General features: G+C 28.8%; 12 protein-coding genes and 1 other annotated feature. Of the genes, 8 read left to right on the forward strand and 4 right to left on the reverse strand.

The features are described 5' to 3' along the window. Positions 1-43: 43 nt before the first annotated feature. Complete coding sequence (gene ymfI, locus QP548_RS01315) at positions 44-790, forward strand: elongation factor P 5-aminopentanone reductase (protein ID WP_061428915.1); 747 nt, start codon at positions 44-46, stop codon at positions 788-790. Positions 791-1,042: 252 nt separating this feature from the next. Here the strand turns inward: ymfI and QP548_RS01320 are convergent, their stop codons facing one another. After that, positions 1,043-2,566, reverse strand: a complete 1,524-nt coding sequence (locus QP548_RS01320) for a HAMP domain-containing sensor histidine kinase (RefSeq protein WP_061428914.1) — start codon at positions 2,564-2,566, stop codon at positions 1,043-1,045. Continuing rightward, entirely contained in the window at positions 2,566-3,237 is a 672-nt protein-coding gene (locus QP548_RS01325) for a response regulator transcription factor (RefSeq protein WP_003454882.1), read from the reverse strand. Before QP548_RS01325 ends, QP548_RS01320 begins: the two co-directional genes overlap by 1 nt. A 94-nt stretch (positions 3,238-3,331) precedes the next feature. Here QP548_RS01325 and QP548_RS01330 point away from each other — a divergent pair, with 94 nt between their 5' ends. Genes QP548_RS01330 through QP548_RS01340 form a run of 3 tightly spaced genes read left to right on the forward strand, consistent with a single transcriptional unit; the run spans position 3,332 to position 6,401 of the window. Then, a complete protein-coding gene (locus tag QP548_RS01330; RefSeq protein ID WP_061428913.1) occupies positions 3,332-4,576 on the forward strand; it encodes a M16 family metallopeptidase in 1,245 nt (414 codons plus the stop codon). A 5-nt stretch (positions 4,577-4,581) separates the two neighbouring features. Next, a complete protein-coding gene (gene recX, locus QP548_RS01335; protein ID WP_061428912.1) occupies positions 4,582-5,220 on the forward strand; it encodes a recombination regulator RecX in 639 nt (212 codons plus the stop codon). Positions 5,221-5,225: 5 nt separating this feature from the next. Further along, a complete protein-coding gene (locus tag QP548_RS01340; protein WP_061428911.1) occupies positions 5,226-6,401 on the forward strand; it encodes a transglutaminase-like domain-containing protein in 1,176 nt (391 codons plus the stop codon). A gap of 206 nt (positions 6,402-6,607) precedes the next feature. Here QP548_RS01340 and QP548_RS01345 read toward each other — a convergent pair whose 3' ends face one another. Next, entirely contained in the window at positions 6,608-6,958 is a 351-nt protein-coding gene (locus QP548_RS01345; protein ID WP_003455034.1) for a tetratricopeptide repeat protein, read from the reverse strand. A 210-nt stretch (positions 6,959-7,168) separates the two neighbouring features. Continuing rightward, positions 7,169-7,382 (forward strand) — a binding site (T-box leader). 228 nt (positions 7,383-7,610) lie between these two features. Between QP548_RS01345 and QP548_RS01350 the strand changes: the two genes are divergently transcribed. From QP548_RS01350 to QP548_RS01360, 3 genes are all read left to right on the forward strand, one after another. Further along, on the forward strand, positions 7,611-10,253 hold the full coding sequence (locus QP548_RS01350; protein ID WP_061428910.1) for a valine--tRNA ligase: 2,643 nt from the start codon (positions 7,611-7,613) through the stop codon (positions 10,251-10,253). A 288-nt stretch (positions 10,254-10,541) separates the two neighbouring features. Further along, the gene (locus tag QP548_RS01355) at positions 10,542-11,864 is read left to right on the forward strand and encodes a bifunctional folylpolyglutamate synthase/dihydrofolate synthase (RefSeq protein WP_061429455.1); all 1,323 of its coding nucleotides are present in this window, start codon (positions 10,542-10,544) and stop codon (positions 11,862-11,864) included. Between the two features lie 110 nt (positions 11,865-11,974). Next, on the forward strand, positions 11,975-13,534 hold the full coding sequence (locus QP548_RS01360; protein WP_061428909.1) for a ClC family H(+)/Cl(-) exchange transporter: 1,560 nt from the start codon (positions 11,975-11,977) through the stop codon (positions 13,532-13,534). A gap of 113 nt (positions 13,535-13,647) precedes the next feature. Here QP548_RS01360 and QP548_RS01365 read toward each other — a convergent pair whose 3' ends face one another. Further along, positions 13,648-14,142 (reverse strand): cupin domain-containing protein, encoded by a 495-nt coding sequence (locus QP548_RS01365; protein ID WP_061428908.1) that lies wholly within the window; start codon positions 14,140-14,142, stop codon positions 13,648-13,650. Between the two features lie 121 nt (positions 14,143-14,263). On the opposite strand from QP548_RS01365, the gene trhA reads away from it, so the two are divergent. Then, positions 14,264-14,905 carry a PAQR family membrane homeostasis protein TrhA gene (trhA, locus tag QP548_RS01370; protein ID WP_061428907.1) on the forward strand — a complete coding sequence of 214 codons (642 nt, stop codon included), beginning with the start codon at positions 14,264-14,266 and terminating at the stop codon, positions 14,903-14,905. The last annotated feature ends 36 nt before the right edge of the window (positions 14,906-14,941 follow it).

Raw genomic sequence — 14,941 nt, forward strand, 5'->3', positions numbered from 1 at the left:
CTTTTAAGAATTTTAATATTGTGCAGAAAAGGATGAAGGATTAATGGAGAAAAAATTATTAGGAAAGATAGTATATATAACAGGAGCTTCAAAGGGAATTGGAAGAGGAATAGCAAAGGAATTTGGAAAGGCTGGAGCTTTTGTTTTAGTTGGATATAATAAGGATTTAGAAGGGGCCAATGAAACCTTAAATATGATTAAGGAACTAGGTGGTTCAGGAGAAATTTTAGGTGGAAATGTGGCCAATAAGGATGAGAGAAATAATATAATAAATTCTATTAAGAATAAATTTGGAAAACTTGATGTATTGGTAAATAATGCTGGAATATCAAAAATAGGATTGTTTATGGATGCTAGTGATGAAGAGATAGATTCTATTATGAATATTAACTTAATAGGTGCTATGAAGCTTACAAGAGATTCTATGGACTTATTAAGAGAAGGAAATAATTCATCAATTATAAATATATCATCCATATGGGGGAATGTAGGGGCTTCTTGCGAAGTTTTATATTCAACTACTAAGGGAGGAATGAATTTATTTACTAAGGCCTTAGCAAAAGAAATAGCTCCTTGGGGAATAAGAGTAAATTGTATAGCTCCAGGTGTAATAAATACAGAGATGAATTCATGGCTTAGTAAGGAAGAAAAAGAAGGGTTAGAGGAAGAAATACCTATGAATAGATTTGGAGAAGTTGAAGAGATTGGAAGAGTGGCAAAATTTTTAGCTTCAGAGGAATCTTCATACCTAACAGGACAAATATTAACTGTAGATGGTGGAATGCTTTAAAAAAACTAAAAGGTTATGTATAAAAATATAATAAAGCTTACAAACAATATGAAGAGAATATCTAGATGAGCTTTAGAATTTAAATTATTATGTAGAAGATATCACGTTAAAAAGCTTAGACTGTTTGAAGCGCAGCAAGTTTCTAAGCTTTAGTGATATCTTCGGAGTAATAATTATAAATTCTTAGCGAAATCTAGTAATTCTCGGAATAGGTTTGTAAGATTTATTAAAAGTTACTTTTATACATGACCTTTAGATTTCTTCTACTTCATCTATTTCTTTAGATTTTTTTAGGGTAAAGTAGAATTTAACCCCATTTTCTGTGTTCATAACTCCGAATTCGCTTTCGTGAGCTTGAAGTAGATTTTTAACTATAGATAATCCAAGACCTGTACTTCTAGCACACCTATTTCTTGAAGTATCACCTCTATAGAATTGATTCCAAATTTTATTTATATCTGAATCAGGAATATGGGCACCGGTGTTTTCAATTGAGAAGTAGATTTTATCTTCCTCAACTGGTTTTATATCTATTATTATTTGGTTGTTAGGTTCAGAATATTTTATAGCATTAGTAACAAAATTAGTTAGTACTTGTTCTATTTTAAAGTCATCCCCTTGAACATATAAATCTTCAGTAAGAGAGTAATTTTTTATTACATTTAAATTATTTTTGTTGATATCAACGGAATTCTTTACTAAAACTTCCTCAGTAAGTTCGGTAAGGGAAAAATCTATTATATGTAAATCAATTTTTCCAGCTTCAAGCTTTGAAAGTTCAAGCATATCCATAACTAATTTGTTCATTTTTTCTGCTTCATCTATGATTATATCTAAGTAGACTCCTTGATCCTTATAATCCACTATGCCGTCTTTTATTCCTTCAGCATATCCAGATATTATACCAATAGGAGTTTTAAGTTCATGGGATGCTCCAGCAATAAAGTCTTTTCTAAGTTTTTCTAATTCTCTTTCCTTTTCTATATCTTCTTCTAACTTTTTATTTTTTATTTTTAAATCATCTAAGGCGTTAGATAGATTTTTAGATAGAAAGTTTAAAGTTTTAGCTAGATTTCCTATTTCATCTTCACGTTCTATATTACACTTTTCAGAGAAATCCATAGCACTCATTTTCTTTGCAGATTTATTTAATTTCACTAGAGGCTTAGAAATTAAGTTTGAAAATACATAAGATAAAATCAATCCAATTACTATGACTATAAGAATTATGTATTTATAAAAATCTTTTATCAATGCGCTTGCTTCTTCAATTGGTTGGAATGATGTTATTGCTATAATAATAGAGTCATTCTTAGAATTAAGAGAAAATGGAACCATATAAACAATATATTTTGTTGAGTATTTTCTGCTCTTAAATTCTGTAGTTACCCCAGAGTTTGAATTTAATAAGGTTTTTGCAAAATCTGGGTCACTATATAATTCATTAAAAATATCGTTTAATAAATCAACAGCTTCTGAGTTTTTATTAGCTGGATCAGGCACGTATTTTGGAGTACTATCTATAGAATAAATTCCTATTTTAGCGTTATTTTCAAGTTCAAAAAGACTTAAAGCTCTATATAAAGAGTCAGTATTTTTTATGTCATAAGAATATAGAGCTCTAAACTTTAAAACTGCATTGCTTAAATCATTACTTTTTCTTTTATAATAAAATTCTTGGAAAAATGTAATTTGGAATATCATTGTAAACAAGGTTAAGAATATTATTATGCCAAAAGTTATTATAAATAATCTTTTTGAAATACTTTTTTTCACTATTTCACCTCGAACTTATAGCCGCTTCCCCTAACAGTAGCTATATAATTAGCTTTATCTAGTAATTTCTCTCTAAGTCTTTTGATATTGGTATCAACTGTTCTTATATCTCCAAAGTAATCATATCCCCAAACATTATCTAGAATTCTATCTCTTGATAAAGCTATTCCTTCATTTGAAGAAAGGTAAATAAGTAAATCATATTCCTTAGGAGATAGCAATAGTTCTTCCCCATTTAGTTTTACTTCATGAGATAATTTATTTATTGTTAATCCATTAAAATCTAAAATATTTTTATCGTTTAATGTCCCTGTTCTTCTTAATAATGCTTTAGCCTTTGCTAATAAAACCTTAGGACTAAAAGGTTTAGTCATATAGTCATCAGCTCCAAGCTCATAACCTAAAAGTTTATCTTCCTCTTGGCTTTTAGCTGTTAATAATATTATAGGAGTATTGGAAACTTCCCTTATATTTCTACAAACAGCAAGTCCATCTAATTTTGGCATCATTATATCTAATATTGCTAAATCAACTATATTTTCAGAAAATATCCTAAGAGCTTCCTCACCATCAGAAGCTTCTAACACATTAAATCCCTCTTTTTTGAAGTAATCTCTTACAAGAAATCTTATGCGTATTTCATCTTCTACAATAAGTACCGTTTTATTCATATAACCACCAACCTTTAAAAAATATTGTTTTAACTTACTTAATATTATACAATGAAAACTAAGGTTTATATAAATAATTTTAGGGGAGTTTTTAATGAAAAGATGGACATTTGATGAAAATACCATAATTTTACCCAATGGGCTAAAAGTTATAACAATAAAAAAAGATACAAGATTAGCATCTATAAATATTGGTGTTAATATAGGATCTTTATATGAAGATGAAAAAGAATTAGGCATGAGCCACTTTGTTGAGCACATGCTTTTTAAAGGAACAAAAAATAGAAGTAATGAACAATTAAATAGAGAATTAGAATTTTTAGGTGGAGATTATAATGCATATACAGATTATATTTCAACAGTATATAGCATTACTTGTCTAGATGAGGAATTTGAAAAGGGAATAGAACTTTTAAGTGATATGGTTTTAAATTCTTCCTTTGATGAAAAAGAAATGAAAAAAGAAAAGGGCGTTGTTTTATCAGAAATAAAAAGTGATAAGGATGATATTGAAGATTTAAGTATTAGCAGAACCCATGAATATGCTTTTCATAAATCAGCACTTAGAAATTCTATTGCAGGAACTGAAGAACATGTTAAGGGATTTAAAAGAAAGCAGGTTTATGATTTTTATAAAAAATATTATACTCCTGACAATTGTGTTATTGTAACTGTAAGTGCCTTTAGTCATGAACAAATGCAAAAAATAATAACAGACTTATTTGGAAAGTGGGAAGGAAAATCTCATAAAAAGGCTAAAATAATAAAAGAAGAAAATAAAGACATAGTAAAAACAACTTACAAATCTCAAATAGAGCAAGGTACTGTTACTTATCTTTATGCCTTTAAAGAGGTTTGTGAAAAAGATAAGCTTCCATTAAAGATATTAAGTTATAAGCTAGCTGAAAGTTCAAACTCAATATTATTTAGAGAGCTTAGGGAAGAACGTGGATTAGCTTATGATGTATATAGTCAAATGGATTTAGACGAAAATGTAAATACAATGAATATTTTTACCTCAGTTAGAGAAGAATCCATAGATGAGGTAATAGAAGTAATAGACAAAGCCATATTAGACATAAAAAATAAGAATATAAACTTTGATGAAGATATGCTTTGTATGATGAAAAAGACTCATAAGACAGGAGTGGTTTCTACCTTAGAAGATTGTAGCAGTTTATGTAGTTATGTATTAGTTCAAAGCTTAGCAGGAAAAGATATAACTGAGTTTATAAATAGCATGGAAGAACTAGAAACTTTAACTGGTGAGGACATCTATAGGGTTTGTAATAAATATTTGAATAAGCCTACTATACACATATTAAAACCAATGGAGTAGATAAAATGGGAAAAATAACGAGTATAGAAGTTCAAAAGAGAAATGTAAATAGAGTAAATGTTTATGTAGATGAAGTTTTTACCTTTGCTTGTGATGCTGAACTTATATATAAGCAAGGAATACAAAAGGATTCTATAATAGATGTTGAAGCAATCAAGGAAATTGTAAAAGAAGATGAATTTATAAAATGTAAAAATTCTGCATTAAGAACAGTTGAGAAAACCTATAAAACAGAAAAGGAATTAAGAGATAAACTTGCTGAAAAAGGTTTTGAAGAGGATACAATTAAAAGAGCCATAGAATTTTTAAAGGAATACAATCTTTTAAATGATGAAAAATATGCAGAGATGTATATAAAGGATAGGCTTAGAAGTCAGGGAAGAAATAAAATAAAATATGCTCTTATAAGAAAGGGCGTTAGTGAAGATATACTTTTAGATAAATTATCTAATATTGACTCGGAAGATGAAAATGATACTGCTTTTAAATTAGCAGAAAAGAAATATAATATACTAAAGAAAAAAGAAAGTGATAAATATAAATTATCTCAAAAATTATTTAGATTTCTTTTATCTAAAGGATATGATTATGAATGCTGTAATAGCATAGTTAGAAGATTAACAAATAATGAATATATGGAGTAGATAAAATGAATTTTAACTTAGTAGATATAATTATAGTTTGTTCTTTTATACTACCATTAGTAGTTGCTTACAAAAGAAAGTTTAATATTATTAGAATAAAAAATAGCATAGAGGAGTTAGGAGGATATATATCATTTTTTCTTGCTTTATACTTAAGTTTTATAGCCATAAAAAAGATAGATATAATAGAGAGGATGTTTTCAATTGTAGTTGTTGAATTTAATAACATTATATCTAACTTTAATGTTTCACCACAGGTTATAATAATATTTATAGTATTAGCTCTTACACTTGTAATTTATTTTATAGTAAAAATTATACTTAAAATATTTAGTTTTATTATTATAAATCCCATACTTAGATGGTTAAAGAAAGCAGAGTCTAGAAGGGGCAAGGGATTTGGTAAAGTTGCAGCTTTAATAATAAATATACCAAAATCTCTTTTTTATATGGCAGTAATTGCTTTAGTCATAGTTATTCTAGGAAGCAATGGTTTCTTAGGAGAGAAGATGGAAGGAATGACTTTAGCTTCAAAGGCTTATGAGGTTATAAATAGTAATAAGTACTATGCTGCTTTAAATAAAGAATATGAAGCTTTTCACAATGAATATAAAGATGTTATTAGTAAAAACATAGATTCTGCAGTTGAAAGCAATAAAGAGCCAAAGAGTGAAAATGTGGTTGAAAGTAATAAAAATGTTATAAATCTTTATAATGGTGTAACTTTAGAACAAGGTATAAAATCAAATGAAGCTATTAATAAAAAAGCTAAGGAACTTACTAAAAATGCAAAAAGTAGTAGAGAAAAAGCTAAAAGAATATATACTTGGATAAGTGAAAATATTAATTATGATGATAATAAAGCTGAAAATATAAGCGAGAAAACTTCTGAGTATAAGTCTGGAGCTATTGAAGCCTTTGAAACTAGAAAAGGAATATGCTTTGATTATTCTTGTCTTTATGTTGCTATGGCAAGAGAAGCGGGGCTTAAAGTTAGAATTGTAACTGGAGAAGGATTCAATGGAAAGGAATGGGGACCACATTCTTGGAATGAGGTTTATTTACCAGAAAAAAATCAGTGGATAACTGTTGATCCTACCTTTGGTAAAGCTGGAAACTATTTTGATAGCAAAAAAAATAGTGAATCACACAGAGATGGAAAAATAGTTGGTGAATGGTAAGATAATAATTCATATGAAATACAATAAAACTTACAAATATATTTTGGAGAAAATAAAATTTCTTCTAATACTATTTGTAAGTTTTATTTTGGTTTTAGGGAAAATTAGTTTTTTATATATTTCTTTTAATGAAATTTTGATTGCGTAATTTTAATTATAAATTAGAGTAGGTATTGAGAGTTAAGTAGGGCTATATGTATTATGCTTTATTTTGAGATTTTTGATAAAATTAAACTTATAGCTTTTTCACAATCAATATCTGCATTATCTAATGCCCAAGCTAAGTTAAAATATCTCAAAGCCTTAGAATTATTATTTATCATTGAATAACAATAGGCTAAGTTAAAAAAATATTTTGAGTCTTGGTATAGCTCTAAAGCTTTAGTTATCATTTCAATAGCTTTTTCATATTGCTTTAGTTTTATGTAGCAAACACCAGCATTATAGTAACTGTGGCATTTACACTCATCATTATCTAAAGCCTTTTTATAGTAATTTATAGCATCAGAATAATTTCTAGTATTGTATAATTCATTACCTTTAGAAAAGTTACTCATTTTTGACCTCCTAAATAATATCTATTTTAATTATTAACTTATTTTGGGATTATATTCATAGGTTGAGAATATTATATAATTTGATTAAATCATAAATTATAGAATCATATTTAAAGACTAAAAATATTATAAATTTATATCATATTTGATTAGAGTTACTTGACATAGGTTAAAATAATGGTATAAGATATATCTATAATTTAAATGATGATACAAACAGTGATAAAGAGGAGTAAAGATAGGAAGAACTTTAAGAGAGGAAATCCTTGGGTGTAAGATTTCTAAGTTTGATATCTTGAAGGTAGCTTTTGAGTTTCTTTGGTGAAATTATTAAAGTAATCAAAGACGGCAATTTCAGTCGTTAATTTTAGAGAGCCCTTGTTATGAGGGAAAAAAGGTGGTACCGCGAGTTTTCGTCCTTTTATGGATGAGGGCTTTTTTTATTGCCTAAAATTACTTTTAAATAAAGAATGTTTTAAATCAGTCTTTGTTTTTATATAGAACATAAATATAAAGAGTTAGCTAAAATAAATATTCATTTAAAATATATAATAAATAAAAAAATAATTGTTAAAAGGCATTTCAAGATAGTTTTTGGAATGTTTTATATAAATACATAAAATTGTGTTTAAGTTTTAAGGAGGTAAGTCTAATGGATAATAAGAATATTTCTACAACGTATAATCCTAAAGAGTTTGAAGAAAGACTTTATAGCAATTGGCAAGAAAAGAAGTATTTTACTCCTGTAATAGATAAGAGTAAAAAACCTTACACTATAATAATGCCACCACCAAACATAACTGGTAAATTACACTTAGGTCATGCACTTGATAATACACTTCAAGATATGCTTATAAGATTTAAGAGAATGCAAGGATATTGCACTTTATGGTTACCAGGACAAGACCATGCTAGTATAGCAACTGAGGTTAAAGTTGAAAATGAACTTTTAAAAGAAGGTCTTTATAAGAAAGAAATGGGAAGAGAAGCTTTCTTAGAAAAAGTTTGGGAATGGACAGATGAATATAGAGAAAGAATAAGAGAGCAACTTAAGAAAATGGGATGCTCAGCTGACTTTACAAGAGAAGCTTTCACAATGGATGAAAACTTAAGTAAGGCAGTAAGACACGTATTCGTTAAATTATATAAAGAAGGTTTAATATACCAAGGAAACAGAATAACTAACTGGTGTCCTAAATGTCAAACTGCTTTATCAGATGCTGAGATAGAGTATGAAGAAAAAGAGGGAAACTTCTGGCACATTAAATACCCAGTAGTTGGTTCAGATGAATTCTTAGAAATAGCTACAACTAGACCTGAAACTTTACTTGGAGATAGTGCCGTAGCAGTTAACCCAAGTGATGAAAGATATGCTCACTTAGTAGGTAAAATGTTAAAATTACCTTTAACTGATAGAGAAATACCTGTAATCGCTGATGACTATGTTGACGTAGAATTTGGAACAGGAGCAGTTAAAATAACTCCAGCTCACGATCCTAATGACTTTGAAGTTGGTAAGAGACATAACTTACCACAAATAAGAGTTATGGATGATAGCGGTGTAATAAATCACTTAGGTGGAAAATATAAAGGCTTAGATAGATATGAGGCTAGAAAACAAATGGTTGCTGACTTAGAAGAGTTAGGATTATTAGTTAAAATAAAACCTCATACTCACAATGTTGGTACTCATGATAGATGTGGTACAGTTGTAGAGCCAATCATATCAAAACAATGGTATGTAAAAATGCAATCATTAGCAGATCCTGCTATAGAGGTTGTTAGAAACAAAGGAACTAAATTCGTTCCTGAAAGATTTGAAAAGACTTACTTCAACTGGATGGAAAACATTCAAGATTGGTGTATTTCAAGACAATTATGGTGGGGACACAGAATACCAGTATTCTACTGCCAAGATTGTGGAGAAATCATGGTTGAATTAGAGGATCCAACTAAGTGCTGTAAGTGTGGATCAGAGAACATAGAACAAGATAAAGACGTTCTAGATACTTGGTTTAGTTCAGCTCTATGGCCTTTCTCAACTTTAGGATGGCCAGATAGAACTGATGATTTAGAGTTCTTCTATCCAACATCAACATTAGTTACAGGATACGATATAATATTCTTCTGGGTTGCTAGAATGATATTCTCAGGTATCCACAACATGGGAGAAACTCCATTTGATACAGTATTAATTCACGGTATCATAAGAGATGCTCAAGGAAGAAAAATGAGTAAGTCTTTAGGAAATGGTGTTGATCCATTAGAAGTTATAGATGAATATGGTGCTGATGCATTAAGATTCATGTTAGTAACAGGAAATGCTCCAGGAAATGATATAAGATACATTCCTGAAAGAGTTGAAGCTGCAAGAAACTTTGCTAATAAGATTTGGAATGCTTCAAGATTCGTTATGATGAACTTAGATAGAGAGCTTATGGATAAATACAAAGACTGCAAAGAGTATAGCTTAGCAGATCAATGGATATTATCAAGAATGAACTCATTAATCAAAGAAGTTACAGAAAACATGGAAAAATATGAGTTAGGAATAGCCCTTCAAAAAGTACATGATTTCTTATGGACAGAGTTCTGTGATTACTATATAGAATTAGTTAAACCAGTATTGTATGGTGATGATGAAAAAGCTAAGGGAGTAGTATTTAACGTACTTTACACTGTATTAAATACAGGATTAAAATTATTACACCCAGTAATGCCTTTCATAACTGAGGAAATATATACTCACTTAAGCACAGAAACTGAGTCAATTACAATAGCTACTTGGCCAACATATGATGAAGCTTTAAATAACGAAAAAGCTGAGAAGGACATGACATTCATAATGGAAGCTATAAGATCATTAAGAAACTTAAGAGCTGAAATGAATGTACCACCTTCAAGAAAAGCTAAGGTTATGGCTTATGCTTCAGAGGAGGCTAAAGATGCATTCATAAATGGTGGAGCTTACTTAGAAAAGCTTGCATCTGCATCAGAAGTTACTTTCTTAGATAATAAGGATAACTTAGATAATAACTTAGTATCAGTAGTTGTTAAGGGTGGAGAATTATTCTTACCATTACTTGACTTAGTTGATAGAGAAAAAGAGTTAGAAAGATTAAATAAAGAGAAAACTAAACTTGAGGGAGAAATCTTAAGAGTTGAGAAGAAACTTTCTAATGAAAGATTCGTAAGCAAAGCACCAGAGGCTGTTGTTAATGAAGAAAGAGCAAAAGGTGTTAAATACAAAGAAATGTTAGAGGCTGTTCTAGAAAGAATAGAAGCTTTACAATAATATAACAAGAAAACTTTAGTGTATCTAAAGTGCTAAAAAACTTATAAATATATTCCGAGAATTACTGTGTTTCGCTAAGAATTTATAGCAGTCATTCCGAGAACTTTGCTAAGGATTGAAAACTAGCTTCGCGTCGGACATTCAATCTTCTTAACGCAAAGTTCTCTACATGATTGCTTAAATTCTAAAGCTTACACAGATATTCTCTTCATACTATTTATAAGTTTTATTATTTAAGCACTTTGTGATACACTTTCTTTATATATTTTAAGGAGGGCTATAGGAATGATGAATTATGATGAAGCTATGGAGTATATTGTTACTGCATCAAGGTTTGGAATGAATTTAGGATTAGATAGAATAGAAAAGGTTTTGGAGTTTTTAGGGAATCCGCATAAGGATACTAAGTTTATACATATTGGGGGAACAAATGGCAAGGGGTCAACTACTGCTATGATAAGTTCAGTTTTAAAGGAAGCTGGCTTTAAGGTTGGAATGTACACATCACCTTATTTAGAGGAATTTGAAGAGAGAATACAGATTAATGGGGAGAATATAGATAAAGATGATTTAGCAATTCTTATGGGAGATGTTAAAAAGGCTATAGATAAAGTTATGGAGCTTGGCTATGAAAGTCCAACTCAGTTTGAAATAATAACTGCTTTAATGTTTTATTATTTTTCAAAAAAGAAAGTTGATTATGCTGTCTTAGAAGTTGGTTTAGGGGGAAGATTAGATGCAACTAATGTGGTCATTCCTGAGATAGTTGTACTTACTTCAATAAGCCTAGATCATATGAATATTTTAGGAAATACCATAGAGGAAATTGCAAAGGAAAAGTGTGGAATAATAAAGGGTGGCGTACCTGTAATATCTTATCCACAAGAAGAAAAGGCCTTAGAAGTAATAAAAGAGAGATGTGATGAATTAGGTTGTAATTTAGAGGTTGTTAATACTGAAGACATAAGAAATATAATTATAGATAAAGAAAAACATGTTCAGAAAATAGAAGTTTCACTAGAAGATGAAATTTTAGAAATAGATTTAGGTTTACTTGGAGATCATCAAGTAAAGAATTTCTTAGTGGCATTAAAAACCTTAATTAAATTAAGAAATAATGGAGTAAATATAAGCAATGAATCTATTAAGGAAGGATTTAAAAAAGTAAGATGGATTGGAAGAATGGAAGTATTAAATGAAAATCCCTTAGTTGTTATAGATGGAGCTCACAATATTGATGGAATAAGAAATTTAAGAAATAGTATAGATAAATATTTTAATTTTAAAAATATAACATCAATATTAGGGGTTCTAGGTGATAAACAAGTAGATGAAATGGTGGAAGAAATAACTAGAGGTGTAGATAAGGTAGTTATAGTTGAACCTCATAGTGATAGAGCTGAGGATATTGAAGATTTATATATTAAAGTAAAAAAATATGTAAAAGAAGTTTTTAAATTTAAGGACTATAAAGAGGCCTATAATAAGGCATATTCTCTTACTAATGATGATGATTTATTATTAATTTGTGGTTCTCTATACATGGTTGGAGATATGAGAAAGGCCATAAGAAATAATGAGAATACATACTTAAGAAGTATAAAGTATTAGGCTTAAGTAGATAAATTGTATTTAACTGGATAAATGAGAAAATTAAAATTTGAACTATTGTTAACAAAAGGTATATAATTTATTCATAAAATATTATGGATGTGATTAATATGGATAAGGATAAAGAGATAAGTGGATTAAATAATTTAGAGTTTAAAATAATAGTACAAGGAATATTAGTAGGCATAATTGTTGGAATTGTAATAATGATTTATAAGACCATAATAGGATTTGGAATGGAAGGCTTTAACAAGGTATATTCATATACAAGAGAAAATCCAAAGCTTATAATTCCTTTATTTTTAGTTCTTATATTTTTAGGGTTTATAGTTGGCCTTATAGTTAAAAAGAATCCTATGATAGGTGGAAGTGGTATTCCACAGGTTGAAGGGGAGTTAAGTGGAAAAATAAGTGTAAACTGGCTAAGAGTATTTAGAGATAAGTTTATTGGCGGAATAATATGTATGGCATCTGGTCTTTCATTAGGTAAAGAAGGGCCTTCAGTTCAAATTGGAGCTTCAATAGGAGAAGGATTTGCTAAAATATTTAAAAGAAGTGACTTTGAAAAGAGATTATTAATAACAGGGGGAGCAAGTTCAGGTCTTGCTGTAATATTTAATGCCCCTTTATCAGGAGCTATATTTGCTCTTGAAGAAGTACATAGAAGTTTTTCACTGCCAGTTATGTTAGCTGCACTATCAGCTTCTCTTACAGGAGTTTTTGTGGATAATCTTATTTTAGGAAATGATTTTTGCATAAAAATACCACCTACAAATTCATTGCCAATACAATATTATTGGACATTATTAATATTAGGAGCCATATTAGGAGTAACAGGATGGATTTTTAATAAAGGCCTTTCAAAAACACAGGATTTTTATGTGAAGACTTTAAAAAAAATTCCTATTCAATTTAAAACAATAATACCTTTTGTTATGGTTGGAATTTTAGCATTAACAATTCCAGAAGCAATTGATGGGGGAGACTCTTTAATTGAAAGTGTAATAGGAAATAATGTTGCAATAAAACTTTTAATAGTAATTTTAGTAATAAAATTTATATTTACATTCTTTAGTTATTCCTCAGGAGTGCCAGGAGGAATATTCTTTCCTTTATTAGCTATAGGTGCTTTAGTAGGAGCAATATTTGGATTACTTTTAAATAAATATTTAGGAATAAGTGATTCCTTAATAGTCAACTTTATAGTGCTAGCTATGGCAGCACAATTTGCATCAATAGTTAAGGCTCCTATTACTGGATTAATGCTTATAACTGAGATGACAGGAACTTTTAAACACTTATTACCAGTGGCTATAACAGTTACTGTGGCATACTTAGTTTCTGATATGCTTAATAATAAGCCTATTTATGAAAGTTTATTAGAGAAATTATTAGAAAGAATGAATATTAAGTTTAATACTGGTATAAAGAAAAAAGAAATTTTTGATTTTGAAGTAAAGATTGGTTCTCAATTAGATGGAAAACTTATAAAAGATGTGAAATGGCCTGAGGGTAGTTTAATAATAACTATTTTTAGAGGTGCAGAGGAAATAATACCAAATGGAGAGGTTAAAATTCAATCTGGAGATGTGTTAGAAGTAATCTTTAACAAAGAAAAACAAGCTCAGTACTATGATGAAATATCAAAAAAAACATATTGTGAAATTTAATTAATAAAAACATATTAAATTAAAAGCTAATAAAAAACTTACAAACAATTCTTAAAGAAATAGAGTAACTCTTTAAGTAAATTTGTAAGTTTTTTATTTTTATAAAAGTTTTTTTATCTAGTTAATTTTTCTATTACTTCTTTGTACTTTGGATATTTTTCAAGCAAATCTTCTCTTTCAAATAACTCAAAATCTTTAAAGTCAAAGCCAGGTGCTACCATACAACCAACTAGAGAGAAGCCTTCATTATTCATAGCAGAACCAAATATATAATCCTTAGGAACTAAAACTTGAGGAGTTTCTCCTTTTTCTATATTTAATCCTAGTTGTTTTTCTATAAGTTCACCATCAGGGCTTATCATATAAATAGTTAAGGATTCTCCGGCATGGAAATACCACATTTCATCAGATTTTAATCTATGAAAATTTGAAACTTCTCCAGTTCTTAATAAGAAATATATGCTAGTCCAAAGTAAACGCTCTTCATTTATATGTAAAGTATTTGGAGCAAGCTTGCTAGGAGAAACAAAGGATTCTTTAAAATATCCACCTTCAGGATGTGCTGTCATATTTAATGATTTTATAAAATAGTCAGCTGAATTATTCATATTAAAAACCACCTTTCAAATAATTGTTCTAAACATGTTTAATCATAAATCATAAGTGTTATAATTACAAATATAAATTAAAAATATGCATATAATAACATGAGAAAGGGGGACGGTAATTGTGAGTGAAGAATTAAATTTTTATACTAGAGGAGAGGAAATTGCTAATGCCATAACCCACGGAATTGGAGTGGTGTTAGCTATAGCAGGAGCTGTTTTACTTATAGTTTTCGCATCTTTAAGTGGAGATGTTTATAAGATAATAAGTTTCACTATATTTGGAATAACTTTATTTTTACTATATTTAGGATCAACATTATACCATAGTATTCCTAATAAAAAAGTAAAGAGGTTTTTAAGGATAATTGACCACTCATCAATTTATCTTTTAATAGCAGGAACTTATACACCTTATGTATTAGTTTGTCTAAGAGATAATAAAAAAGCTATGGCAATATTTATTATGATTTGGGTATTAACTATCTTAGGAATAGTATTTAAATTTATTTGTATAAATAAGTTTGAAAATCTATCAACCTTATTATATATATTTATGGGGTGGGCGGTTATCTTTGTAGTTAAGGATGTATGGCAAAGAGTACCTCATATGGCTGTCTTTTGGCTTCTTATAGGTGGATTGTTTTATACATTAGGATGTATATTTTTTGTTTTAGATAGAATGCCATACAATCATGCTATTTGGCATTTATTTGTAATGGGAGGAAGCATAAGTCACTTTTTTTCTGTAATATTATATTTATAATAACAATTAATAAGCTATATAGAATCTAAGTTATTA

Source organism: Clostridium sp. UMB9555A, assembly GCF_030222355.1.
Taxonomy (GTDB): domain Bacteria; phylum Bacillota; class Clostridia; order Clostridiales; family Clostridiaceae; genus Sarcina; species Sarcina perfringens.

Bases quoted from the DNA above. Each gene is read 5' to 3' on its own strand.
- QP548_RS01355 (WP_061429455.1), top strand. From the start codon at position 10,542: ATGAATTATGATGAAGCTATGGAGTATATTGTTACTGCATCAAGGTTT.
- QP548_RS01365 (WP_061428908.1), bottom strand. From the start codon at position 14,142: ATGAATAATTCAGCTGACTATTTTATAAAATCATTAAATATGACAGCA.
- QP548_RS01330 (WP_061428913.1), top strand. From the start codon at position 3,332: ATGAAAAGATGGACATTTGATGAAAATACCATAATTTTACCCAATGGG.
- QP548_RS01350 (WP_061428910.1), top strand. From the start codon at position 7,611: ATGGATAATAAGAATATTTCTACAACGTATAATCCTAAAGAGTTTGAA.
- QP548_RS01325 (WP_003454882.1), bottom strand. From the start codon at position 3,237: ATGAATAAAACGGTACTTATTGTAGAAGATGAAATACGCATAAGATTT.
- QP548_RS01340 (WP_061428911.1), top strand. From the start codon at position 5,226: ATGAATTTTAACTTAGTAGATATAATTATAGTTTGTTCTTTTATACTA.
- ymfI (WP_061428915.1), top strand. From the start codon at position 44: ATGGAGAAAAAATTATTAGGAAAGATAGTATATATAACAGGAGCTTCA.
- QP548_RS01360 (WP_061428909.1), top strand. From the start codon at position 11,975: ATGGATAAGGATAAAGAGATAAGTGGATTAAATAATTTAGAGTTTAAA.
- recX (WP_061428912.1), top strand. From the start codon at position 4,582: ATGGGAAAAATAACGAGTATAGAAGTTCAAAAGAGAAATGTAAATAGA.
- QP548_RS01345 (WP_003455034.1), bottom strand. From the start codon at position 6,958: ATGAGTAACTTTTCTAAAGGTAATGAATTATACAATACTAGAAATTAT.